This window comes from Xanthomarina sp. GH4-25 (genome assembly GCF_045363175.1).
Taxonomy (GTDB): domain Bacteria; phylum Bacteroidota; class Bacteroidia; order Flavobacteriales; family Flavobacteriaceae; genus Xanthomarina.
In genome coordinates this window covers 20,089-44,647 of record NZ_JBJFLO010000005.1, presented here as the reverse complement: position 1 = coordinate 44,647, position 24,559 = coordinate 20,089, and the positions used below count along the sequence as shown (strand labels likewise).

Annotated in this window: 21 protein-coding genes; 17 read left to right on the top strand and 4 right to left on the bottom strand. The window is 31.6% G+C overall.

Features of this window, described 5'->3' with window-relative positions; genetic code table 11:
* The first annotated feature begins 39 nt into the window (after positions 1 to 39).
* The 4 genes from ACI5KZ_RS08175 to priA are packed head-to-tail and all read left to right on the top strand — an operon-like array spanning position 40 to position 3,940.
* On the top strand, positions 40 to 981 hold the full coding sequence (locus ACI5KZ_RS08175) for a YihY/virulence factor BrkB family protein (RefSeq protein WP_109308781.1): 942 nt from the start codon (positions 40 to 42) through the stop codon (positions 979 to 981).
* 34 nt (positions 982 to 1,015) lie between these two features.
* A complete protein-coding gene (locus ACI5KZ_RS08170; RefSeq protein WP_406847396.1) occupies positions 1,016 to 1,396 on the top strand; it encodes a DUF2147 domain-containing protein in 381 nt (126 codons plus the stop codon).
* Positions 1,393 to 1,545 (top strand): hypothetical protein, encoded by a 153-nt coding sequence (locus ACI5KZ_RS08165; RefSeq protein ID WP_406847395.1) that lies wholly within the window; start codon positions 1,393 to 1,395, stop codon positions 1,543 to 1,545. The genes ACI5KZ_RS08170 and ACI5KZ_RS08165 overlap by 4 nt, the downstream gene beginning before the upstream one ends.
* Before the next feature lie 4 nt (positions 1,546 to 1,549).
* A complete protein-coding gene (gene priA, locus ACI5KZ_RS08160) occupies positions 1,550 to 3,940 on the top strand; it encodes a primosomal protein N' (RefSeq protein WP_406847394.1) in 2,391 nt (796 codons plus the stop codon).
* Positions 3,941 to 3,942: 2 nt separating this feature from the next.
* Here priA and ACI5KZ_RS08155 read toward each other — a convergent pair whose 3' ends face one another.
* On the bottom strand, positions 3,943 to 4,644 hold the full coding sequence (locus ACI5KZ_RS08155) for a LytTR family DNA-binding domain-containing protein (protein WP_109308778.1): 702 nt from the start codon (positions 4,642 to 4,644) through the stop codon (positions 3,943 to 3,945).
* A gap of 198 nt (positions 4,645 to 4,842) precedes the next feature.
* Here ACI5KZ_RS08155 and rpsF point away from each other — a divergent pair, with 198 nt between their 5' ends.
* The 5 genes from rpsF to hisS all read left to right on the top strand — a co-directional run bounded on the left by rpsF (position 4,843) and on the right by hisS (position 8,009).
* Positions 4,843 to 5,181, top strand: coding sequence for a 30S ribosomal protein S6 (gene rpsF / locus ACI5KZ_RS08150; RefSeq protein WP_109308777.1), 339 nt, complete (start codon positions 4,843 to 4,845; stop codon positions 5,179 to 5,181).
* Positions 5,181 to 5,480 carry a 30S ribosomal protein S18 gene (gene rpsR, locus ACI5KZ_RS08145; protein WP_188467106.1) on the top strand — a complete coding sequence of 100 codons (300 nt, stop codon included), beginning with the start codon at positions 5,181 to 5,183 and terminating at the stop codon, positions 5,478 to 5,480. The genes rpsF and rpsR overlap by 1 nt, the downstream gene beginning before the upstream one ends.
* A gap of 13 nt (positions 5,481 to 5,493) precedes the next feature.
* The gene (gene rplI, locus ACI5KZ_RS08140) at positions 5,494 to 5,955 is read left to right on the top strand and encodes a 50S ribosomal protein L9 (protein ID WP_109308775.1); all 462 of its coding nucleotides are present in this window, start codon (positions 5,494 to 5,496) and stop codon (positions 5,953 to 5,955) included.
* A 115-nt stretch (positions 5,956 to 6,070) separates the two neighbouring features.
* Complete coding sequence (locus ACI5KZ_RS08135; protein ID WP_109308774.1) at positions 6,071 to 6,538, top strand: DUF6495 family protein; 468 nt, start codon at positions 6,071 to 6,073, stop codon at positions 6,536 to 6,538.
* A 100-nt stretch (positions 6,539 to 6,638) separates the two neighbouring features.
* Positions 6,639 to 8,009 (top strand): histidine--tRNA ligase, encoded by a 1,371-nt coding sequence (gene hisS / locus ACI5KZ_RS08130; protein ID WP_109308773.1) that lies wholly within the window; start codon positions 6,639 to 6,641, stop codon positions 8,007 to 8,009.
* Positions 8,010 to 8,103: 94 nt separating this feature from the next.
* On the opposite strand, the gene ACI5KZ_RS08125 is transcribed toward hisS, so the two are convergent.
* A complete protein-coding gene (locus ACI5KZ_RS08125; protein ID WP_406847393.1) occupies positions 8,104 to 10,845 on the bottom strand; it encodes a LamG-like jellyroll fold domain-containing protein in 2,742 nt (913 codons plus the stop codon).
* A gap of 288 nt (positions 10,846 to 11,133) precedes the next feature.
* Between ACI5KZ_RS08125 and ACI5KZ_RS08120 the strand changes: the two genes are divergently transcribed.
* The 3 genes from ACI5KZ_RS08120 (at position 11,134) to ACI5KZ_RS08110 (ending at position 15,966) form a co-directional block, all read left to right on the top strand.
* Positions 11,134 to 12,708 carry a serine hydrolase gene (locus ACI5KZ_RS08120; RefSeq protein ID WP_406847392.1) on the top strand — a complete coding sequence of 525 codons (1,575 nt, stop codon included), beginning with the start codon at positions 11,134 to 11,136 and terminating at the stop codon, positions 12,706 to 12,708.
* Positions 12,709 to 12,735: 27 nt separating this feature from the next.
* Positions 12,736 to 14,193, top strand: a complete 1,458-nt coding sequence (gene cls, locus ACI5KZ_RS08115; RefSeq protein WP_109308770.1) for a cardiolipin synthase — start codon at positions 12,736 to 12,738, stop codon at positions 14,191 to 14,193.
* A gap of 135 nt (positions 14,194 to 14,328) precedes the next feature.
* On the top strand, positions 14,329 to 15,966 hold the full coding sequence (locus ACI5KZ_RS08110; protein ID WP_406847391.1) for an ABC-F family ATP-binding cassette domain-containing protein: 1,638 nt from the start codon (positions 14,329 to 14,331) through the stop codon (positions 15,964 to 15,966).
* Positions 15,967 to 15,968: 2 nt separating this feature from the next.
* Here the strand turns inward: ACI5KZ_RS08110 and ACI5KZ_RS08105 are convergent, their stop codons facing one another.
* The gene (locus ACI5KZ_RS08105) at positions 15,969 to 16,205 is read right to left on the bottom strand and encodes a hypothetical protein (RefSeq protein ID WP_406847390.1); all 237 of its coding nucleotides are present in this window, start codon (positions 16,203 to 16,205) and stop codon (positions 15,969 to 15,971) included.
* A complete protein-coding gene (locus ACI5KZ_RS08100) occupies positions 16,198 to 16,653 on the bottom strand; it encodes an SRPBCC family protein (protein WP_406847389.1) in 456 nt (151 codons plus the stop codon). Before ACI5KZ_RS08100 ends, ACI5KZ_RS08105 begins: the two co-directional genes overlap by 8 nt.
* A gap of 162 nt (positions 16,654 to 16,815) precedes the next feature.
* Between ACI5KZ_RS08100 and ACI5KZ_RS08095 the strand changes: the two genes are divergently transcribed.
* The 5 genes from ACI5KZ_RS08095 (at position 16,816) to ACI5KZ_RS08075 (ending at position 24,547) form a co-directional block, all read left to right on the top strand.
* Complete coding sequence (locus ACI5KZ_RS08095; protein ID WP_109308767.1) at positions 16,816 to 18,792, top strand: peptidylprolyl isomerase; 1,977 nt, start codon at positions 16,816 to 16,818, stop codon at positions 18,790 to 18,792.
* 1 nt (position 18,793) lies between these two features.
* A complete protein-coding gene (locus tag ACI5KZ_RS08090; RefSeq protein ID WP_109308766.1) occupies positions 18,794 to 19,654 on the top strand; it encodes a peptidylprolyl isomerase in 861 nt (286 codons plus the stop codon).
* Positions 19,617 to 21,065, top strand: coding sequence for a peptidylprolyl isomerase (locus tag ACI5KZ_RS08085; RefSeq protein ID WP_109308765.1), 1,449 nt, complete (start codon positions 19,617 to 19,619; stop codon positions 21,063 to 21,065). Before ACI5KZ_RS08090 ends, ACI5KZ_RS08085 begins: the two co-directional genes overlap by 38 nt.
* A 2-nt stretch (positions 21,066 to 21,067) precedes the next feature.
* The gene (locus ACI5KZ_RS08080; RefSeq protein WP_406847388.1) at positions 21,068 to 22,021 is read left to right on the top strand and encodes an AAA family ATPase; all 954 of its coding nucleotides are present in this window, start codon (positions 21,068 to 21,070) and stop codon (positions 22,019 to 22,021) included.
* Positions 22,022 to 22,282: 261 nt separating this feature from the next.
* Positions 22,283 to 24,547, top strand: coding sequence for an aconitate hydratase (locus ACI5KZ_RS08075; protein WP_406847387.1), 2,265 nt, complete (start codon positions 22,283 to 22,285; stop codon positions 24,545 to 24,547).
* Positions 24,548 to 24,559 lie beyond the last annotated feature (12 nt).

Below are 24,559 nucleotides of genomic sequence, written 5' to 3'. Positions count from 1 at the left end.
TAAAATTAGTAAAAGCAACTAAACACCAAACAGTAGTTAATGACAAAACCTGTAGAAGATAAATTAGATAAAATTCCTGTTATAAATTTGTTAGTTCGTTTTTTAAAACAAATTAAACTTCCAGGTTTAGAAGGTTTGTCGTTTTATGATCTGATTGAATTGTATCTTACGGGAATTATTAAAGGTGCATTAACTACCAGAGCAAGTGCTATTGCCTTTAGTTTTTTTATGGCATTATTTCCTTTTTTACTATTTATTTTAATTGTAATTCCTCTTATTCCAATTGATGATTTTAAAATTGAATTTTTAAATTTTTTAAACTCCATTTTGCCTCCAACAACATCCGACTTTTTCTTTAAAAATATATTCGAAAACATTGAAGGATCTCAAAGAGGAGGTCTTTTATCAACAGTATTTCTAGCCTCAATCTTGTTAATGGCCAACGGTATTAGTGCTGTATTCTCTGGGTTTGAAAACTCTTTTCATGAACAACTAACACGTAATGTTTTAAGACAATATCTTTATGCACTTGGAGTGGCATTAATCTTGGCATTTTTATTAATTCTAACAGTTGTAATTCTAGGGTATTTTCAAATTTATATTATTGGTAACTTAGAAAGTTATGGGGTTTTAGAAAAAGAAAATATTCAATTTTGGTTTGTATTCGCTAAATATGTTTTTTTTATAATTATGGTTTATTTGGCGACTGCTATTTTGTATTATTTTGGAACAACTGAAGGCAAAGCTTCTAAATTTTTCTCTGTTGGCGCTTTATTTACGACCATTCTTATTATTTTAAGCTCTTATTTATTTGGTGTTTATATTGAGAATTTTTCAAAATATAACGAGTTATATGGATCTATAGGTGCTTTATTAATCTTATTGTTTTACTTATGGTTAAACGCTAATATTTTACTTTTAGGATATGAGCTTAATGCGTCTTTAAATAGATTAAAAAAAATAAATAAAGATTATGTATAAATTGATTCTGATTGTTTTATTGCTGCCATTAACAATGAATTCTCAAAATATTTTTGGGAAATGGAAAACGATTGATGATGAAACAGGTGAGGCCAAATCTACGGTTGAAATTTTTCAAAAGAACGGAAAAGTTTTTGGGAAGATTATTGAAATTTACAACCCTAAAGATCGTGAAGCTCTTTGTAACACTTGTGAAGGTGCCGAATATAATAAACCAGTTTTAGGATTGATGATTATTAAAGATTTAACACAAGATGGCATTTATTTTAAAAACGGAACGATTTTCGATCCAGAAGCTGGTAAAACGTATAAATGCAGATTATCTCTAGACGAAGATAATCCTGATATATTAATGGTTAGAGGCTACATCTCTTTTCTTTATGCCACACAATATTGGGAGCGTATAGAAAGTTGAAATATCTTTTTCACCAAACACCAAACACCAAACACCAAACACCAAACACCAAACACCAAACACCAAACACCAAACACCAAACACCAATTGCTATTGCACTATATAGACGTCATACTTCCCATTCCACTTCCAAAGCTATTTACATATAGTATTATGGAAGCAGAAGCAGGTTTTTTAAAAACTGGAATGCGTGTATCTGTGCCTTTCGGAAAGTCTAAAATATATACAGCTCTGGTTTTTAATATTCATACAAATAAACCTTCGGTTTATGAAGCAAAGGAGATTCATCAAATTTTAGATGATACGCCTATTGTTACTCAAAAGCAAATTAAGCATTGGCAATGGGTTTCAGATTATTACATGTGTACTTTGGGAGATGTTATGCGTGCAGCTTTGCCTAATGCTTTTATTTTAGAAAGTGAAACGATTATTAGTAGAAGCGCTAATGCATCAATTAAAGACACAGATTTAAAAGATGATGAATTTTTAATTTATGAGGCCTTAAATCATCAAACATCACTTAAAATACAAGACATCATTAGTATTTTAGATAAAAAGAATGTACTACCAGTTATCAAACGGCTTCTAGAAAAAGATGTTGTATCAGTCGAGGAGGAGGTTTACGAAAAATACAAACCTAAACTGGTGCGTTATGTTAAGTTAAGCACTTATTATTCATCTGAAATCAAATTGCAAGAATTATTAGATGATTTAAACCGAGCACCAAAACAGAAACAAGTAGTTATGACACTTTTCTCTATGTCTGCTCAAACAAAAAAACCAATTAAGGTTTCTGAATTAACAGAAAAAAGCAAAGCTTCTACAGCAATTATAAAATCGTTAATAGATAAAGATGTTTTAGAGGAATATTACATTCAAACAGACAGAATTCAATATGCAGGAGAAGATAATAATGCTGTAAAAACTTTAAATAAGCCACAACTAAAAGCTTATAAGGAGATACAAACTACTTTCGAAACACATCAAATTACTTTATTGCATGGTGTAACGTCATCTGGAAAAACAGAAATCTATGTCAAACTCATTGAAGAAGCTTTAGAAAACGAGAATCAAGTCTTGTATTTGGTGCCTGAGATTGCTTTAACAACTCAATTAGTAGGAAGATTACAAGACTATTTTGGAGAAAAAGTAGCTGTTTATCATTCCAAATATTCGTCTCAAGAACGCGTAGAAGTGTGGAATCATGTGTTAGAAAATTCACCTAAAGCTCAAGTTATTTTGGGAGCTCGATCTTCTGTGTTATTGCCATTTTATCGTTTAGGATTAATTATTGTTGATGAGGAGCACGAATCGTCATACAAGCAATTCGATCCAGCACCACGTTATCATGCAAGAGATACAGCTATTGTTTTAGCTCATTTATTTCAATGTAAAACGCTTTTGGGTTCAGCAACTCCAAGCTTAGAGAGTTATTATAATACCAAACAAAATAAGTATGGTTTGGTAGAATTAACAACGAGATTTAATGATGTTTTGATGCCAGATATTGAGCTTGTAGATATAAAGGACAAACAGAAACGCAAACGAATGACGGGCCATTTTAGCGATAGATTAATTGAAGAAATGGCTGAAACCTTAAAAGATGGTCATCAAATAATTTTGTTTCAAAATAGAAGAGGTTTTTCTCCTATTGTAGAATGTAACACCTGTGGCCATGCACCACAATGTCCAAATTGCGATGTTAGTTTAACGTATCATCAATATAAAGATCAGTTGCGTTGTCATTATTGTGGATATTATTCTGCAATGATTAAAGCTTGCGAAGCTTGTGGTAGTTTAGATTTGGACAATAAAGGCTTTGGAACAGAGCAGGTCGAAGAAGAAGTAAAAGAACTGTTTCCAGATGCTAAAGTGGCTAGAATGGATTTAGATACAACTAGAGGGAAATATGGTTACGAAAAAATAATTACAGCTTTAGAACAGCAAGAAGTAGACATCTTAGTTGGAACACAAATGCTAACAAAAGGATTAGATTTTAGACATGTGAAGCTTGTTGGTATTATGAATGCAGATAACATGCTAAATTTTCCAGATTTTAGAGCCCATGAACGAAGTTTTCAACTCATGTTGCAAGTATCTGGAAGGGCTGGAAGAACTGAAGAACGTGGAAAGGTGCTTATACAAACTTACAACCCTTTTCATAATATCTTACAGCAGGTAACAACCAATTCGTATCAAGATATGTATCGAGAACAAATGGAAGAACGGTTGAATTTTAAATACCCACCTGTCTATAGACTAATAAAGATTACGTTAAAGCATCGAGATTATAACCGAGTAAACCTGGGAGCAGATTGGTATGCAAAATCACTAAGGCTTGTTTTTAAAGCGCATGTTTTAGGGCCAGAATTCCCTCCAGTTTCTCGAATAAGAAATCAGTACATTAAACATATTTTGGTGAAAATCCCACCAAAACAATCTGTTGCAAAAACAAAAGAAGCTATTATTAAAATTAACAATAGCTTCTTCAATATAAAAGATTTTAGGGCTGTAAGAGTAATATTAAATGTCGATAATTATTAATTTTAAGTTGTAATATTATTTAAAGCATCAACTAATTGGGTCTTTTTATTTCTACTTAAAGGAATTTCGTAAGCACCAACTTCAACATTCTTACTGTTAAACCTGTCAATTTTATCTAGATTAACAATGTATGACTTATGGATTCTTAAAAATTTCCCTTCAGGTAATTCTGCTTCAAAAGCCTTCATGGTAGAAAGTACTACCAAGCTAGTTTCTTCAGTTACTAATTTGACGTAGTCTCCAAGGGCTTCAATCCATTTAATATCTTTAATATAAACTTTACGTTTTTTAAGGTTGCTTTTTACAAAAATATGCTCGCCTTCAGTTTCGTTAAAGTCTAGTTTTAATTTGTGTTGTTCTACAGCTTTATCGACAGCTGTATTAAAACGTTCTCTAGTTATAGGTTTGTGCAAATAATCGGTTGCATCATAATTAAATGCTTTAAAAGCATATTCTGTTTTTCCTGTAACAAAGATAATTTGGGGTTTGTTGTTTAGTACGTCTAAGAGTTCGAACCCATTTAATACAGGCATTTCAATATCCAAGAATATCAAGTCTACCTTATGCGTATTAAGTCCATTTTTAGTCTCTAGGGCACTGTTGTATTCAGCGATTAAGTTAAGAGAAGGATGATTTTCAATTAACTTAACTATCGAGAGACGCTGAATTGCTGAGTCGTCTACTACTACACAGTTTAAAGTCATAACATTTAATTTATTTCGGTTAAGATATCGACAATAGTACAAAAAATTCGGTTAAAAACCAAAAAACATCGGTAAAACGTTAATTTTAACATAATTTAACATATTCGAAATAGATGTTAATAATGTTTGGTTTTATGTTGTAATATATAAATAATATTCATATTTTTGCACCCATTTTTAACAATAAAATATATTTATATGAATCATTACGAAACTGTTTTCATCTTGAATCCCGTTTTATCTGAAACTCAGATAAAGGAGACAGTACAGAAATACGAAGAATTTCTTACTTCTCGTGGAGCAAAGATGGTATCAAAGGAAGATTGGGGACTAAAAAAATTAGCTTACCCTATTCAAAACAAAAAAAGTGGATTTTACCACTTATTTGAGTATCAAGTAGATGGAGAGGTTATCAATCCATTAGAGGTAGAGTTTAGACGTGACGAGCGTTTTATGCGTTACTTAACGGTTACTTTAGATAAACATGCTATATCTTGGGCAGAGAGAAGAAGAGAAAAACTTAAACAAAAAGCGTAATTATGTCATCTATAGAACAACAAGCAAAAGGAAAAAAGGACGGAGAAATTAGATATTTAACGCCTTTAAATATAGAAACTAACAAGAATAAAAAATATTGTCGTTTCAAAAAATCTGGTATCAAATATGTAGATTATAAGAATCCAGACTGGTTATTAGGTTTTGTTAACGAACAAGGTAAAATTTTACCAAGACGTTTAACAGGAACATCTTTAAAATATCAAAGAAAAGTGTCGGTTGCTGTAAAAAGAGCTCGTCATTTAGCATTAATGCCTTACGTGGCAGATTTATTAAAATAAAATACTCATAACAATGGAACTTATATTAAAACAAGACGTTGAAAATTTAGGATTTAAAGACGATGTTGTAACGGTTAAGAACGGTTATGGTAGAAATTTTTTAATTCCACAAAAGCAAGCTGTTTTAGCAACTGCTTCTGCAAAGAAAGTATTAGCTGAAAATTTAAAACAACGTGCTTATAAAGAAAAGAAAATAATTGATGAAGCAAATAAAACTGCCGAAGCAATTAAAGTGTTAGAAATCAAAATACCAGCTAAAGCAACTGAAGGTGCTTCAGCAGGAGATAAATTGTTTGGTTCTATTACTAAAGCAGATTTAGTGGAAGCTTTTGAAAAAGCAGGACATACAATCGATAAAAAATTCATAAGCATTACAGGTGGTAACATTAAACGTTTAGGACAGTATAATGCTGTTGTTCGTTTACATAGAGAAGTTACTTTCGAATTACCTTTCGAAGTGATTGCTCAAGCCTAAAATGGTTGATTAACATATTTAAAGCCTCAACTTAGTTGGGGCTTTTTTTTTAAATTTTTTTAGAATGAACCCGTTTACGGTAACCATTTTACAAATAGTAAAATAAGGATACAAAATGAAATATACAAGACTTACAAAAGAACAATTTGAAGAATTACATAAAGAATTTATAAATTTTTTAGCAACACAGTCTATTACTGGTGATGAGTGGGAAGGTATTAAAGCCAATAAACCAGAAGTTGCCGAACAAGAATTGGATGTGTTTAGCGATTTGGTGTGGGAAGGTGTGTTAAATAAAGTGGAGTTTATTGAGCATATTTCACCACAACAAATACATTTGTTTCATTTAAAAGAAGAGAACATGCATTTGATTGCCATTAAAATAAAAAACCCAATAGATCTAACTACAACTGATGGGTTTAATTGGTTACGTGAAAACTTAATGGACGACGATGTTGAATTTTTACAAGCTAAAAAAGAGTATAGCGAAGATAAAAATACCGATAAGTTTAAATTAATAGAACAAGGTGGCGTGATTACCAAAGGCGAATTATTTACTTATATGAATAAGCTTATTAATTAATAAGTTTGTCTGTTCGAGCGCAGTCGAGAACTATTTTTTTAATAGTTTTGTTTATAAATAGTAACTTAAAAGAGTTTCCTGTTTTAGCAGGCAGTTATATATGGCACAAAAACCAAGCATCCCAAAAGGAACTAGAGATTTTACTCCAGAACAAGTAGCAAAACGCAACTATATATTTAACACCATTCAACACCAATTTGAATTGTATGGGTTTCAACCTATAGAAACGCCTAGTTTTGAAAACTCAGACACCTTAATGGGAAAATATGGAGATGAAGGCGATAGGCTGATTTTTAAAATTTTGAATTCTGGAGATTTTTTAAATAAAGTAGATGATAAACTTTATAATAAAAAAGACTCAAATTCTATTACTTCTAAAATCTCTGAAAAAGCTTTGCGTTACGATTTAACTGTGCCTTTTGCTCGTTATGTGGTGCAACATCAAAACGAGATTGAATTTCCTTTTAAACGTTATCAAATGCAACCTGTTTGGCGTGCAGATAGACCTCAAAAAGGACGTTTTAGAGAGTTTTATCAATGCGATGCTGATGTGGTTGGCTCAACTTCTTTATGGCAAGAAGTGGAGTTTGTTCAATTATACGATGCCGTTTTTAAAGCTTTAAAACTAGAAGGTGTTACCATTAAAATCAATAACCGTAAAATATTATCTGGTATTGCCGAAGTTATTGGAGCAAGCGATAAGTTAATAGATTTTACAGTAGCCTTAGATAAGCTAGATAAAATAGGCGAAGAGAAAGTAAAAGTTGAAATGCTTGAAAAAGGAATTTCTAAAGAAGGCATTGAGAAACTTCAACCGTTATTTACACTTTCAGGATCTTTTAGTTCTCAAGTAGAACAGTTGAAATCTATTTTAAGTACTTCTGAAGAAGGTAAAAAAGGCATTGAAGAATTAGAGTTTATAGATAAAGCTATTACAGAACTTGGGTTGCAAACTGCGACATTGCAATTAGACGTCACTCTTGCTAGAGGTTTAAATTATTATACAGGAGCTATTTATGAAGTGTCTGCTCCAAAAACAGTACAAATGGGTTCCATTGGTGGTGGAGGTCGTTACGATGATCTTACAGGCATTTTTGGATTGAAAGATGTCAGTGGTGTTGGTATTAGTTTTGGATTAGATAGAATATACTTGGTTTTAGAAGAGCTCAATTTATTTCCGGATACTGTTTCTAAAAACATAGATGTTCTCTTTATAAATTTTGGGCATAATGAAGCTTTATTTTGTTTAAAGGCTATTAAGCAATTACGTGTAAATAATGTGAATGCTGAGTTGTATCCAGATGCTGCCAAAATGAAAAAACAAATGAATCATGCCAATAAGCGTAATATTCCATTTGTTGTTTTAGTTGGTGAGGAGGAAATGAACTCGAATAGCTTTACTTTAAAAAACATGGTTTCTGGCGAACAAGTTAAACTTTCGATACAAGAATTAATTTCTAAATTCAAATAAAAAAGGAGTCCTGAAATAATTTCAGGACTCCAATGAAAAGAATAGTCGAATTTATGATAGATTCAAGACTTTCTTTTTAACTAACAAATACAATTTAATTAACTAACACTTTATTGTTTATCTCTCCAGTTTCTGTTTGAAGCTTAATAATATAAGTCCCAACATTAAGGTTGTTTGTTTTAATGTTTGTATGAATTTCTGTACTAACATTATCAATCGTGAAAATAGATTGACCAAGAATGTTAAACATTTCAACCGATTTAATGGTTACCAATTCTGGATTCTGGATTGTAATAGTTTCATTAGTATTTACATAAGACACTTGAAGAGAATTGACGATTTCGGTTTCCTCAATTCCTAATATCTGGTCTGTAAATGTTACTTCAAAGCGATCTAAGTATTCTCCAGCATTTAGAAATATTTCATATTTACTAGCTCTTAAATCGTGATATATTCCTAAGTCCTTATCATGCAAATAGATATCAATGGTATCGGGTACATTTTCTAAAATATCAATAACTATATTGTTTAATCCTGGATCTGAAGTATGTATTCCTATAGGGAGAACAGTATTTTCAGAAATTTCATTTATAGCCTGAATGGTATACTTTTCATCATCAAGAATCCAATACATATCATCTGTTTGGTTTCTGTATAACAAACCATCAAACCCCCAATCTTTACCTAAAGTAGCTCTAGAGTCTTCAGTTAATAATAGTTGTCTATGAATGGTGTTAATAGAGTTAAATCCAAGTCTAATTTTTATTCTTGAATCTGTATAATTATCAGTAGTTTTACTATTGGCTGTTTGTTTTATATAAACCGAAGAATTGCTGCCTTCTTTTTGGAATCTCCTCTGACCATTATTAAAATTAATAATTCCTGAGCTATTACCAGTTACAAAAAAACCTTGACCTACAGGAATAAACCTATTTGGCATTTTTGTACCAGTACCTGAAAGGGCTACATCTGGATTAGGATTTCCCCATGCTGCAGCCGGAACACCACCAGAATAATTATAGGTTCCATAACCTCCTTGATAATCGGAAGAATTATGCGAGCCACCACCATAATGTTGCCACAAATATAATGTACCACTAATTAATGGTTCTGAAATTAAATCTCCAGTGTCACTGTCAAAACGTGGACCATTATCTTTTATAAATTGTTCTGCGTCGATGGCCGAAGCATAAGGGTTTCCTACTAAATAATCATTACCAACATGTAGTGGTAAAATAACATCTCCATTATTTGGTTTCCCTTGGAACACATAATTTTGTTCAAGAGATAAATCATCGCCAGTATTTTCAATACCTTTCATAGTGAAGCTTTCTCCAGCTAAAATAGTTCCATTATTTCTTACATGCTGCCAGGCAGAATAATCGCTACTAGGTAAATTACCAAACTTCCAAATCCAATAATTGGCGATGCTAATTGGAGGGCCTGCGTTTCCATTATAGCCACCAATAAATGAAATATTTGCAGGAGAAGAAGGTGTGGTTCCGTCTTTTAATATATGGTCGTTTAATGTATAACTATAATTGTTAGGACTTGATGTTGCTGTATGGCCAACAGGAGAACTCCAATAATTATAAGTGTAATAATCTCTAACACCTTGTTGGTCTTTTTCTAACATGCCAGAAGTCCCAACAACCAAATCACTGTTTAATGGTTGAATTAATTGTGACTCACCTTCTAGATCTATCTTTCCATTTAATTCTAAATACCTACTGACATTTAATCCATTCCCAGTATACGTATTAGTAACTTTATCTGTAATACCATTAACGGTTAATGTATTAGAATTAACAATTAAGCCTAATACATAGCTTTCGCGACCTAAATCTGTATAGGTGTCTATATTTATGTTATGGTCTGTTTTTACAATATTCCAATTAATTAATGTTGTTCCATCAACTCCTAAGCTATTTGGAAGATTCCAAACAGAATTTCCATACTTCCATGGTGTTGCTGCCGTAATATCATACCAATCTCCATCTCTTACAGATGTATAAGGTAATGGAGCCGTATCATCCTGATTTGTAGTTATGTTTTTTGGAGTGCCATTATGGTTGTTATTTGAGGCATCATTAGCTAAATTATTGGTCATTGGATAATAAGCCTTCAAATTAGACCATGTTAAATCTCCAGAAATATTTTTTGGTATAACTTTACCTCTTACAGCATTTTCTGAGGCTTCTATTTCTTGATTCATCATTTCTCGAAGCTGCTGCGAAGTTAATGCCACATCCCAAACTCTAACTTCATCAATAAAACCATGAAATAGGTTTGCTCCAATATTAGGTGGATTGCTGCTATTATACATAGCTCCAATCATAAATTTTTCGTTTTCATTCATTGGTCCAATTGTAGAACTCCCCGAAGCAACTTCTATACCATCAATATATAGTTTTGCATCATTACCATTATATGTAGCAGCTATATGATGCCATTTATTATTTGGAATTGCATAAGGGGAAGTTAAGCTTACTATTTTATCTCCAGAGGCATTAAACCAGGTTAAGTTTGGTTGATTATTATTTGTTATAATTAAATGATAGCCTTTTTCGTAACCAGGTTTAGCTTCTCTTTTAGAGAGAATGGTTGCCACCGATGCAGACGTTGTTTTCTGAAGTACCCAAGCTTCAATCGAGAATGAGTCAATTAAATTTAGCTCATCACCAACATCGATAAAATCATTGTTTCCATCGAAATCTATTAGTGTGGTTTCTTCAGTGTTTTCTGAACCTGTGAATATTTGAGAAAAAATATTATTTGAAAATGCTAGGATATAAAATAGCATAGCTATCCTTAACAATGGTCTAAAATTTTTCATAAGTGGTTAATTTAGTTTGGGGCTAAATGTTTTTACTTCTTTATCTGACAAATATAGATAAATATTTCAAAAAACATCTATAAAATGCAAAAAAATCCGATGAAATGTATTTTAGTGAATTAATGATAGTTAATAAATAGAAAATATTTCAATATTAAAGTTGAACTTTTACAGGTGCTATGTTAAAACAACTAAGTTGATTAAGAGTTGTATTCATGACGCTTAATAGGATTATTAATAATTAATATATACCTTTAGAATCAACTACCTAACAAAACCATATAATTTATGAAAACCATAAAAAGTAACCAGATAATTTTAACCTTTTGTCTGTTTTTTGTTTTTAATATATCTGTTTTCGCTCAGTTATCTTCATCTCAAATAGATAGCTTAGTCAACGATGCTATTGAAAAATTTCAAGTAGCTGGTACAGCTGTAGCTATTGTAAAAGATGGTAAGATAATTCATGAAAAAGGCTATGGAGTTATTTCAAAAAAAACCAACGTAAAAGTTAACGAACATACCAATTTTGCAATTGCATCTAATAGTAAAGCATATACTACAGCAGCATTAGCACTTTTAGTCGAAGACGGCAAAATTGAATGGACAGATAAAGTTATACACCATATTCCAGAGTTTAAAATGTACAATGCTTATGTTACTGAAAACTTTAATATTCAAGATTTATTAACTCATAGATCAGGTTTAGGTCTTGGAGTTGGAGATTTAATGTTTTTTCCAGATGGATCAGACTTTAATATAGACGATTTACTTTCAGCTTTTCAATATTTCAAACCCGTTTCTGCTTTTAGAACACAATTTGATTACGACAACCTATTATATATAGTTGCTGGAGAGTTGATTGCTAGGGTGAGTGGTATGACATGGGAAGAATTTATAACCACTAGAATATTTCAACCCTTACAAATGGATAACTCTTATGCTAGTTTAAGTTTAATAAAGGACACGAGTAATTTGGCAGTACCACATAATACTTCAAGTGGTGATTTTGTTGTTTTACCTAATTTTAAAGAAATGATTAATGGTTCAGCTGGAGGGATTTATTCAAATGTAAATGATGTGTCTCAATGGATGCTTGCTCATCTTAACCAAGGAAAATATGGAGACAGTTTGCAGAATCAATTATTTTCAGTTGAAAGTCAGCATGAAATGTGGAAAATTCACACTACAACAGATGTGAGTAGAAATTCACGTTATAATTCACACTTTTCTGGTTATGGATTAGGATGGGATTTAGAAGATAAAAAAGGGAATATGATTGTATCTCATACAGGAGGACTTCCAGGCATGTTAAGCATAACTGTTTTAATTCCAGATTTAAATGTGGGTATTGTAGTTTTAACCAATACAGATCCGGGTGGAGCTGGTGTATTTTTAGCAGTTTCAAGAACCATTGTAGATAGCTATTTAGGTTTAGATGATTTTCAATGGACTGATAAATTTTATAACTATTTTAAATCTAAAGAATCGGAAGGAGATCAAATAACCAAAGACGTTTGGGAAACTGTTGCTGCAAATAAAAATGTAAAAATTAATGAAGCAGATTACATAGGTGTTTATAAAGACAATTGGTTTGGTAAAATGGAAGTGTTTAAAAAAGGAAATCAGTTATGGGTAAAATCTTATCGATCACCAAAATTAAATGGACCCTTACAGTTTTATAAAGCAAACACATTTACTATTAAGTGGGAGTATCAAGATATGAATGCCGATGCATTTGCAATGTTTTCTTTAGATGAACATGGAAAAGCGCAAAGCATAAAAATGAAAGGGATTTCTCCAAATATCGATTTTAGTTTCGATTTCCATGATTTAGACTTACAACGAATCAAAGAAGATTAATTAAAGACATACAACGAAATTATTTAAATGAATTACATCTTAATTTTAGAAATTGTATATGTTGTTATTTTAATGCTTGTAAGTTATCGTGTAATTATCGATACACAAAACACAACAAAAGCATTAGCCTATTTGTTACTGGTCTTTTTTGTTCCAATTGTTGGAATGATCATCTATTTTTCCTTCGGAGTAAATTATCGTATTAGGAAGATGTATGATAAAAAACTCATGACCAATGAAGGTTTACAGCAAAATCTAGAAAAAGAACTCATCTCATATTCAAAAAGTGTTTTAAAAGATGGAGATGAATCTGTTAAAGAAAATAAAAAATTAGTCAACCTTGTTTTAAAAGAAAATTTAAGTCCTTTAACCGATGGAAATAAAGTAAAATTATTCCTTAATGGTGAAGAGAAATTTCCTGAAGTTTTAAAATGTTTAGCTCAGGCAAAAGAGCACATCCATATTGAGTATTATATTTTTTCAGATGATAATATTGGAATTCAAATTATAGACCTGCTTTTAGAAAAAGTAGCCCAAGGTGTTAAAGTTAGATTTATTTATGATGATTTTGGAAGTCGTTCTATTAGAAAAAAACAAGTAAAAAGGATGAAAGATGGAGGCGTTAATGTTTTTCCTTTTTATAAAATTAAACTCATAGCTTTCGCCAATAGAATTAACTATAGAAACCATAGAAAAATTATTGTTATCGATGGTCATACATCATTTGTTGGTGGTGTAAATGTAAGCGATAGATATATTAATTCTGAACCTAATAAAAACCAAGTATATTGGAGAGATACACATTTAAAAATTATAGGCCCTGCCACCTGGTATTTACAATATCTCTTTTTATGCGATTGGAATTTTTGTGCTCAAGACCAAATATCCATAAACAATAAACTATTTCCAGATTACGAGTCTTTTAGTACAAATGAAGACAAACACGTGCAAATAACAGCTAGTGGACCAGATTCAGATGTACCAACTATTAAATTTGCTTTGCTTCAAGCTATTAATCTTGCTCAAGAAGAAATTCTTATTACAACCCCTTATTTTATACCTAGTAATAGCATAAAAGATGCCATCCTTATTTCAGCAAAAAGTGGTGTGAAAGTAAAACTGATTGTTCCAGATAAATCAGATTCTAAATTAGTTAATGCGGCAGCCTGTTCATATTATTCAGATTTATTAAAATCAGGAGTGGAAATATATCGTTACACCAAAGGTTTTGTACATGCAAAAACCTTAGTTATTGATAATGAGATAGCTATTGTTGGAACAGCCAACATGGATGTAAGAAGTTTTGATTTGAATTTTGAGGTCAATGCCATTGTTTACGACGTAGAAATTGCAAACCAATTACGTACAGCATTTTATAATGATATTCAAGATACTAAAAAAATTGATTTTGATGAATGGGAAAACAGACCTTCCTATTACAGGTTCCTGGATAAACTAGCACGATTATTCTCACCTATCTTATAGAATGTCCAGTCTGATTACAGGTAGTCTAAACGCAAAACTCTATTCATCATTGAAACTAATACTCATTTCATTCTTTATTATTAGTTGTAAAATCTCTTTTCTTTTCCATAATTTTGCAAACTTAAAATTTAGTCAATGATTTCAATAGATGCATTAGCAGTAGAGTTTGGTGGACATTCCTTATTTAAAGACGTTTCATTTGTTATAAATGAAAACGATAAAATAGCTTTAATGGGTAAAAATGGAGCAGGAAAATCAACCATGATGAAAATTATTGCAGGAGAGCAAAAACCTTCACGTGGGCATGTTAGAGGTCCTAAAGAGGCTGTTATAGCCTACTTGCCACAACATTTGTTGACTGAAGATAATTGTACCGTTTTTGAAGAAGCATCTAAAGCCTTCAAGCATGTTTTCGACATGCGTGATGAAATGGATACGCTTAATAAAGCTCTAGAAACTAGAACCGATTATGAGTCTGATGAGTACATGTCAATCATTGAAAAAGTATCAGATTTAGGTGAAAAATTTTATGCTTTAGAAGATATTAATTACGATGCAGAAGTAGAAAAAGCACTAGCTGGTCTTGGATTTAAACGTGATGACCTAAATAGATTGACAAGCGAGTTTAGCGGTGGATGGCGTATGAGAATTGAATTGGCTAAAATATTACTTCAAAAACCAGATTTAATACTTTTAGATGAACCTACAAACCATATCGATATAGAATCTGTAATTTGGCTAGAAGACTTTTTAGTAAATAAAGCCAAAGCTGTTATGGTTATTTCTCATGATAAAGCTTTTATCGATAATATTACAAATAGAACAATCGAGGTTACAATGGGTCGTATTTACGATTATAAAGCCAATTATTCACATTATCTTCAATTACGAGAAGAAAGACGTGCTAGTCAGGTTAAAGCCTATCAGGAACAGCAAAAATTTATTGCAGAAAACATGGCTTTTATTGAACGGTTTAAAGGCACTTATTCTAAAACCAATCAGGTAAGCTCTAGAGAGCGTATGCTGGAAAAATTAGATATTATTGAAATAGATCAAATCGATAATGCCTCATTAAAATTACGTTTCCCTCCAGCTCAGCGTTCTGGAGATTATCCAGTAACGGTTCAAGATTTAACGAAGACTTATGGAGACCATGTGGTGTTTAAAAATGCAAACATGTCCATTTCAAGAGGTGAAAAGGTGTCTTTTGTAGGGAGAAATGGAGAAGGTAAGTCGACCATGATTAAAGCCATTATGGGAGAAATTGATTTTGAAGGAAATTGCAGTTTAGGTCACAACGTAAAAGTGGGTTATTTTGCACAAAATCAAGCCTCTTTATTAGATGAAGGTTTAACCGTTTTTCAAACTGTTGATGAGGTAGCAGAAGGAGATGTTAGAACACAAATTAAAAATATTTTAGGTCGTTTCATGTTTGGCGGAGACGATATAGATAAAAAAGTAAGCGTTTTGTCTGGTGGAGAAAAAACCAGATTAGCCATGGTGAAATTGCTTTTAGAGCCAGTAAACTTGCTCATTTTAGATGAGCCAACTAACCATTTAGATTTAAAGTCTAAAGATGTTTTAAAAGAAGCCTTATTAGCATTCGATGGCACTTTGATTCTTGTTTCTCACGATAGAGATTTTTTGCAGGGATTATCTCAAAAGGTATTCGAATTTAAAGATCAACGAGTTATAGAACATTTTGAAACAATAGATGCTTTTTTAAAGAGAAACAGAATAGAAAACTTAAAGGAAATAGATTTGAAGAAATAAAACTATTTTTGATAAACTTGCCCACGATGAGGTTTTAATGCATCTCGAACTGGTTTCATATCAGTTTCATTTACAACCATAAAGACCATTACATGCATGTTGTTAATAATTTCTACTCCTGTAATTTGAATTGCAAGATTTTCAATGTTTATATATTCTTTTAAATGATGCTCGTGATGTTCTGCTATTTTTTGAGCTGTTGGACCTCTAAAATCCCAGATTAATTTTAATTTACGCATGTGCAACTGACGTTCCTTTTTCAGCAAAATTTTTAAAATCTTGCATGTATTGTTTTGTTTGTTTTTTAAAAGCTCCTGGCATGATTAATGTCATCAATCTTAGCATGAATCCGGTAGGTGTAAACTCGTTTTCCGTTGTCCATTTAGTATGTCCTTCAGGAGTCTCTGTAAAATAATTTGCCTGAATATTATACATTCCTTTCGTGTCGTACATTGCATGAAATTCATGGGGCATTTTTTTATGAGTCACGGTTTCTATAAGTTCCATATCTCTTTTTCCCATTCTATAAATTAACTTCATTTTTGCACCAACATCTCCAGGTGTTCCAGAAATATAGTCGTAAGCTACTAAACCTCGTTGCCAATGCTTCATGTTTTCAGGGTTATCAAATTTTTTACTAAAGTCTTCTATAGGCACTTTAACTATGATTTCTGTAGTGTATTTCATAATTATTTCAGTTTCAACAACTCCAAGATACAATAAATTACACAGCATTAAAAGCTAGGTAAAAAAGCATACTAAAAAACTTTCTAAAGCGTTTGTTAATGCAGCTTGGATTAATGGTTAATATTACTACTTTTGCAACAGAATAAAAATAAAATTAATAACATGAATAAATATTTTTTAGTAGCTGTTTTTTCTTTGTGTTTTTTTGTGAATAATGCTCAAAACTCTCAAGGGGAAGTACTGTTTACTGTAGACAACGATCCAGTATATGTTTCGGAATTTACAAGAGTTTTTAATAAAAACATAGATTTAGTTAAAGACGAATCTCAGAAAGATGTTGATGAGTATTTAAAGTTATTTATTAATTACAAACTTAAGTTAAAAGAAGCCCACTCCTTGGGTTTAGACACAAAGAAGTCTTATATAAACGAACTGGCTAATTACAAATCCCAATTGGCTAAAAACTACTTAACAGACTCCAAAGTAACCGACGAGCTTATTGAAGAAGCTTATTACAGAACGGTTAATGAGGTAAAAGCTAGTCATATATTAATTCGTATTCCAGACCATCCCTCTCATGAAGATGGTATGCATGTTGAAAATGAAGTTGATACCTTGCAAATCTACAATGATTTATTAAAATTAAGAGAAAGAGTTCTTAATGAAGGTTTCGAGACAGTTAAAAACGATGTTCATAATGGAAACACTATCTATGCTGAAGATTTAGGATATTTTACAGCGTTTAAAATGGTTTACGACTTCGAAAATGAAGCATATAATACAAATGTAGGAGAAGTTTCAATGCCATTTAAAACAAAGTTTGGTTATCATATTGTTTTTGTTCAAGATAAGAGACCTTCAAGAGGAGAACGTACAGTGGCTCATATTATGATTAATAATAAAACAGCCGATAAACCACACGATAATCCAGAATCTAGAATTAACGATATTTATTTAAAACTACAACAAGGTGAAGATTTCGAGGCTTTAGCGAAACAATTTTCTGAAGATCAGAGTTCTGCAAGCAAAGGTGGCATGTTATCACCATTTAGTGGTGGGCAATTAACAGCTATGGAATTTGAAGACCAAGCATTTAGTCTTGAAAATATTGGAGACATATCTAAACCTTTTAAAACAGAATATGGATGGCATATTATCAAGCTTTATAACAAAAAACCTGTAGGAAGTTATGAAAGTATGAAAAATGAACTTGAAGCAAAAGTAAAAAGAGACTCTAGATCGCAACTTATTAATTCTGCATTAATTACTAATCTTAAAAAGCAATACTTAGTTTCTAAGGCACAACCAGATTTAAGTTATTTTGTTTCTATTTTAAATGATGATTATTTTACTGGCAGATGGGTTTTACCTCAAGATTTTAAAGCAGACTTGCCACTTGTTAAATTAGGAAAAAAGCAAATAACAAATGCTGCTTTTGGGGCATTTTTAGAAACAACGCAAAAAAAATACACTAGCAAGATTGATTTAAATAAATTAGTATCAGAAAGCTATGAGCAATTTTTAGAAAAAGAGTTATTACAATATAAAGAAGAACAATTAGTCTTTGAAAACCCAGATTATGCATATATAGTTGAAGAATATAGAGATGGACTCTTGTTATTCGACTTAATGGAAACTGAAATTTGGAATGCAGCTAAAAAAGACTCTGTTGGGCTTCAAGAATATTACAGTACGAATAAAGAAGCTTATTTTTGGAATCAAAGAATAGATGCAGTTGTAGCATCTTCAGCTAAAAAAAGTACCATTAAAAAAGTTAAAAAGCTATTAAGCGAAAATAAAACGACAGAGGAAATTAAATCAATTATTAATTCAGATAAATCAATTGATGTTATTTTTACTTCTGGAATAATGGATGCTCAACACCAGTCTTTACCTACAGATTTTGAGTTTAAAACAGGTGTTTCTAGCATCTATCAATTTAACGATGGGTTTATTGTTGCAGATGTTAAAAAGGTTTTGCCTAAAGAATTAAAATCATTCGAAGAAGCTAAAGGAGCTGTAATAAACGATTTCCAAAATGAAAAAGAGACGAATTGGATTTTAGATTTGGACAATAAATACAAAGTAAAGATCAACCAAGAGGCTCTATCAAAAGTAAAAACTCAGTTAAATAATTAATTTGAAATTTAAAACAAACATATTATATCTATTGCTTGTTTGTTTCCTGTTTGTTTCATGCAATTTTTTTAAAGAAACCGACGACAGGAAAGCAATCGCAAAAGTTAATGACACCTATCTTTATGAAGAAGACATCTTAGATTTAATAAAAGAAGGGATGTCTACGCAAGATAGCACCATGGTTGTTTCAAATTTTATAAATCGATGGGCTACAGAACAATTATTAGTTAGTGGAGCCAAACGCAATTTAACCGAAGCCAAACAGGAGTCTTTCAATAAATATGCTTTAGAATATAAAAACGAACTTTATTCTAAAGCATATTTAGAAGCTTTGGTAGCTAAGAACATAGATACTGTAATTACATCTAATGAAATTGAAGCTTATTATAATGAAAACAAACAGATTTTTAGATTAAATGAAGATTTAATAAAACTGAGATATATTAATTTAGAAGAAAACAGATTAGACTTAAGAGACTTAGAGCAAAAGTTTAAGAGATTCAATCAAGAAGATAAACGCGAGTTAGATTCGGTTTCAATTCAATTTAAATCCTTCTCATTAAAAGATTCTGTTTGGATAAAAGTAGACCAAGTTGTAGATAAAATTCCTGCAATTACAACCGAAAATAAAAACGAACTGTTAAAAAAATCTAATTTTATACAACTCAAAGATTCATTAGGATTATATTTGGTGCATATTAACGATGTCTTGCTTAGAAACAATACAGCTCCATTAGAATATGTAAAGCCAACCATAGAGAAAATCGTTATAAATAAACGGAAATTAGAACTCATTAGAGAATTAGAAAAAGACATTATTAAAGATGCTATTAAAAATAAAAAATTTGAAATCTATAATTAAATTAAACCAGTACGTACTAATTTGTTTAACATTTTTAGTAACACAAGGGGTTTTTGCTCAAATCATTATTGAAGAAGATGAAACTGTTGAGGTCCAGAAAGACACAGTAGATAATTCTCAATCTCGAAGAATTGATGGCGTTGTTGCAGTGGTAGGAGATTATATTATTCTTGATTCCGATATTGACAATACTATTCTACAGTTAAAAGCTCAAGGAGCCTCAATGGAAGGTGTTACCCGTTGTCAACTTTTCGGTAAACTTTTAGAAGATAAATTGTATGCACATCAAGCCATACAAGATAGTATTATTGTTTCGGATGCCGAAATTCGTTCAGCAGTAGATTATCAATTACAACAATTTCTAGATCAGTCTGGAAAAACCATGGAAGAACTTATTGCATTTTATAATAAAGAAGATGAAAAAAGTTTTAGAGATGAAATGTTTGAAATCAATAAAAGCAATAAGCTAGCTAGCGAAATGCAAAGAAAAATTATAGATGAAGTAGAGGTTACTCCAGAAGAAGTTAGACAGTTTTTCAGCAAGATTCCAGAAGACGAAAGACCAACCTTTGGAACCGAATTAAAAGTGTCTCAAATTGTTATTGAACCTGAAGTTTCAGAAGAAAATAAACAAAAAGTTATCGATCAATTAAAACAATTCAAAGCCGATATTTTAGAGAATGGAGCTAGTTTTCGATCTAAAGTTGTTTTGTATACAGACGATAAAGAATCCATTAAAACAGGAGGGCTTTACACTCTTTATAGAAAAAAACCAAGAATGGTAAAAGAATTTAGAGATGTGGCTTTCTCATTACAAGAAGGAGAAATTTCAGAACCTTTTGAATCAGAATTTGGGTATCATATTATTTATTTAGAAAAAATTAGAGGTCAGGAGTTTGATGTACGTCATATTTTATTAATACCAGAAGTCTCTCAAGATGCTATTACTGAAGCTAAAACTAAAATTGAAACCATAAGACAACGAATCGTCGATGGAGATATTTCGTTTGCTGAAGCTGCAAAAGAATTTAGCGACGAAAAAGAAACCAAAAGTGAAGGTGGGTTTTTAATAAACCCAGCAACTCAAGATTATAATTTTGAACTGACTAGAATGGATCCAGAATTATATGGTCAAATTCAAGAATTAAAAGACGATGAGGTAAGTTTAATCTTAACGGATAGAGGGAGAACAGGAAACGTCAAATTTAAAATAATGATGGTTAGCGACAGAATAGACGAGCACGTTGCAGACTTTTCAAGAGACTATTTAAAAATTAAAGAATTAGCACTAAACGAAAAGCGTTTTAAAGTTATTGAAGATTGGCAAGATGAAAAAATTATGGAAACCTATATTAAAATTAATGGGGACTATAGAGATTGTGAATTTTCTAGTAACTGGTTAAAAAAATAAATATGTCGGACGTAGCGAAAATAGAAGAATTAGTTCAAAAATATCAAACATTAAAAACTGAAATTGCCAAAGTAATTGTTGGGCAAGATCAAGTTGTTAGTCAAATTCTAATCTCTATTTTTTCTGGTGGTCATGCTTTATTAATTGGTGTGCCAGGTCTTGCCAAAACATTAATGGTTAATACCATTGCTCAAACATTAGGTCTTGATTTTAAACGCATACAGTTTACGCCAGATTTAATGCCAAGCGATATTCTAGGAAGCGAAATTTTAGACGAAAACAGACAGTTTAAATTTATAAAAGGACCTATTTTCGCAAATATTATTTTAGCAGACGAAATAAATAGAACACCTCCAAAAACACAAGCAGCTTTATTAGAAGCTATGCAGGAACGCTCAGTAACCGTTGCCGGACATAATTATAAATTAAACCTACCTTATTTTGTACTTGCTACGCAAAACCCAATAGAGCAAGAAGGAACATATCCTTTACCAGAAGCCCAATTAGACAGGTTTATGTTTGCTGTAAATTTAGATTACCCTTCTTTTGAAGAAGAAGTTCAAGTTGTAAAATCTACCACAACAGACGTTCAAGTAAAAGTCAATTCGTTATTTTCAGCCCAAGAAATTATAGATATTCAACATCTAATACGAAGAATTCCCGTGGCAGATAATGTTATTGAATACGCTGTTAGAATGGTTGGTAAAACTAGACCTAATAGTAAAGAAGCAACAGATTTAGTTAAAAATTATATAGATTGGGGAGCTGGGCCTAGAGCATCTCAAAATTTAATACTAGCGGCTAAAACACATGCAGCTATCCATGGAAAATTTTCGCCAGATATTGAAAATGTTCAAGCTGTAGCTGGTAGTATTTTAAGACATAGAATTATAAAAAATTATAAAGCTGAAGCTGAAGGGATTTCTGAAGAACAGATTATTAAAAGCTTATTCTAATAAGTCTTAAAATAATTTAATCTATTACTTTTTTCAATTTCTTTATTCAAGTAATTGAAATATATCAAAAACTGAATTGTTAATTTATTATTTTATTGCGTAATAAATTGCGAAATCATCAAATTTACATCTAATTATAGACTTTTTTTTGAATTATATTCAAAGATTAATCGATTTTGTTACATATTTTTAAATCTCCTTTAAAATTTGTAATTTTGCAAGACACAAAAATTAAAACTATAATCCTTAAAATAAAAACATATGGCATTCGATATTGAAATGATAAAAAAGGTTTATTCTACAATGGCAGGTCGTGTAGATAAAGCTAGAGAAATTGTAGGTAAACCATTAACACTTTCAGAAAAGATTCTATATTCACATCTTTGGGATGGAACGCCAACGAAAGCATTTAGAAGAGGTAAAGATTATGTAGATTTTGCTCCAGACCGTATCGCATTACAAGATGCTACTGCTCAAATGGCATTATTACAATTTATGCAAGCAGGTAAGCCTAAAGTGGCAGTACCAACAACGACACATTGCGATCACTTAATCCAAGCGAAACAAGGAGCAGTGCCTGATTTAAAACGTGCTAATGAAACTAGTAACGAGGTTTTTGATTTTTTAGCATCCGTTTCTAATAAATATGGTCTTGGTTTCTGGAAACCAGGAGCAGGTATTATTCATCAAGTAGTTTTAGAAAATTATGCATTTCCTGGAGGAATGATGATTGGAACCGATTCTCACACTGTAAATGCAGGTGGACTAGGAATGGTTGCAATTGGTGTAGGTGGTGCTGATGCTGTAGATGTTATGGCAGGAATGGCTTGGGAATTAAAATTCCCTAAACTAATTGGTGTTAAATTAACTGGTAGCTTAAATGGGTGGACATCTGCAAAAGATGTAATACTTAAAGTTGCAGGCATTCTTACTGTAAAAGGTGGAACAGGTGCCATTGTTGAATATTTTGGTCCTGGTGCTAAAAATTTATCTTGTACAGGGAAAGGAACTATTTGTAATATGGGAGCAGAAATAGGAGCTACTACTTCTACTTTTGGTTACGACGATTCTATGGAACGTTATTTACGTGCTACAGATAGAAATGATATTGCTGATGAAGCAAATAAAATCCGTGAATATCTAACAGGAGATGATGAAGTATATGCGTCTCCAGAACAATATTTTGATCAAGTTATCGAAATCGATTTAAATACGTTACGTCCACATTTAAACGGACCATTTACCCCAGATTTAGCAACAGAAGTTGGTGATCTTGGTGAAAAAGCAAGAAAAAACGATTGGCCATTAAAAGTTGATTGGGGATTAATTGGATCTTGTACAAACTCCTCTTACGAAGATTTAACACGTGCAGCCTCTATTGCTAAACAAGCGGTAGATAAAAATATTAAAGCCAAATCCGATTTTGGAATTAATCCAGGTTCTGAGCAAATTCGTTTTACTGCTGAACGAGATGGCGTTTTAAAAATATTTGAAGATTTAAATGCCACTATCTTTACAAATGCTTGTGGACCTTGTATTGGACAATGGGATAGAAGCGATAGAAAGGGAGATGAAAAAAATACCATTGTACACTCTTTTAACAGAAACTTCTCAAAACGAGCTGATGGAAATCCAAATACGCATGCTTTTGTTGGTTCTCCAGAAATGGTTGCGGCAATCGCCATTTCAGGAAGATTGGATTTTGATCCAATGAATGATACGTTAATTAATGAAGATGGTCAAGAAATTAAATTAGATGAGCCAAAAGGACTTGAATTACCACCATTAGGGTTTGATGTTAAAGAATCTGGTTATGTAGAGCCTGTTAAAGATGGAAGTAAAGTAGATGTATCTGTTAATCCAAATTCAGAGCGCTTACAATTATTAGAGCCTTTTACACCTATTGGAAATAAAATTACAGGTGCTAAATTATTAATTAAAGCTTTCGGGAAATGTACAACCGACCATATCTCTATGGCTGGACCTTGGTTACGTTTTAGAGGACATTTAGATAATATTTCTAATAACATGTTAATTGGGGCTGTTAATGCATTTGGTAAGAAAACCAATTTTGTAAAAAACCAATTAACTGGCGAATTTGGCGGTGTTCCAGATGTAGCAAGAGATTATAAAGCAAAAGGAATATATTCAATAGTAGTTGGAGACCATAACTACGGTGAAGGTTCTTCTCGTGAACATGCTGCTATGGAACCAAGGCATTTAGGTGTTGCAGCAGTTTTAGTAAAATCGTTTGCTCGTATTCATGAAACAAACCTTAAAAAACAAGGGATGTTAGGTTTAACCTTTGCTAATGAATCTGATTACGATTTAATTCAGGAAGACGATACAATTAATTTCCTAGATTTAAACGAATTTGCTCCTGGTAAACCTTTAAAATTAGAGTTTGTTCATGCAGATGGAAGTAAAAATGTAATTGTTGCCAACCATACTTACAATCAATCTCAAATAGATTGGTATAATGAAGGTTCTGCTTTAAATTTAATTAAAAAAGAAAATGCTTCATAAGGTTTTAAGAAG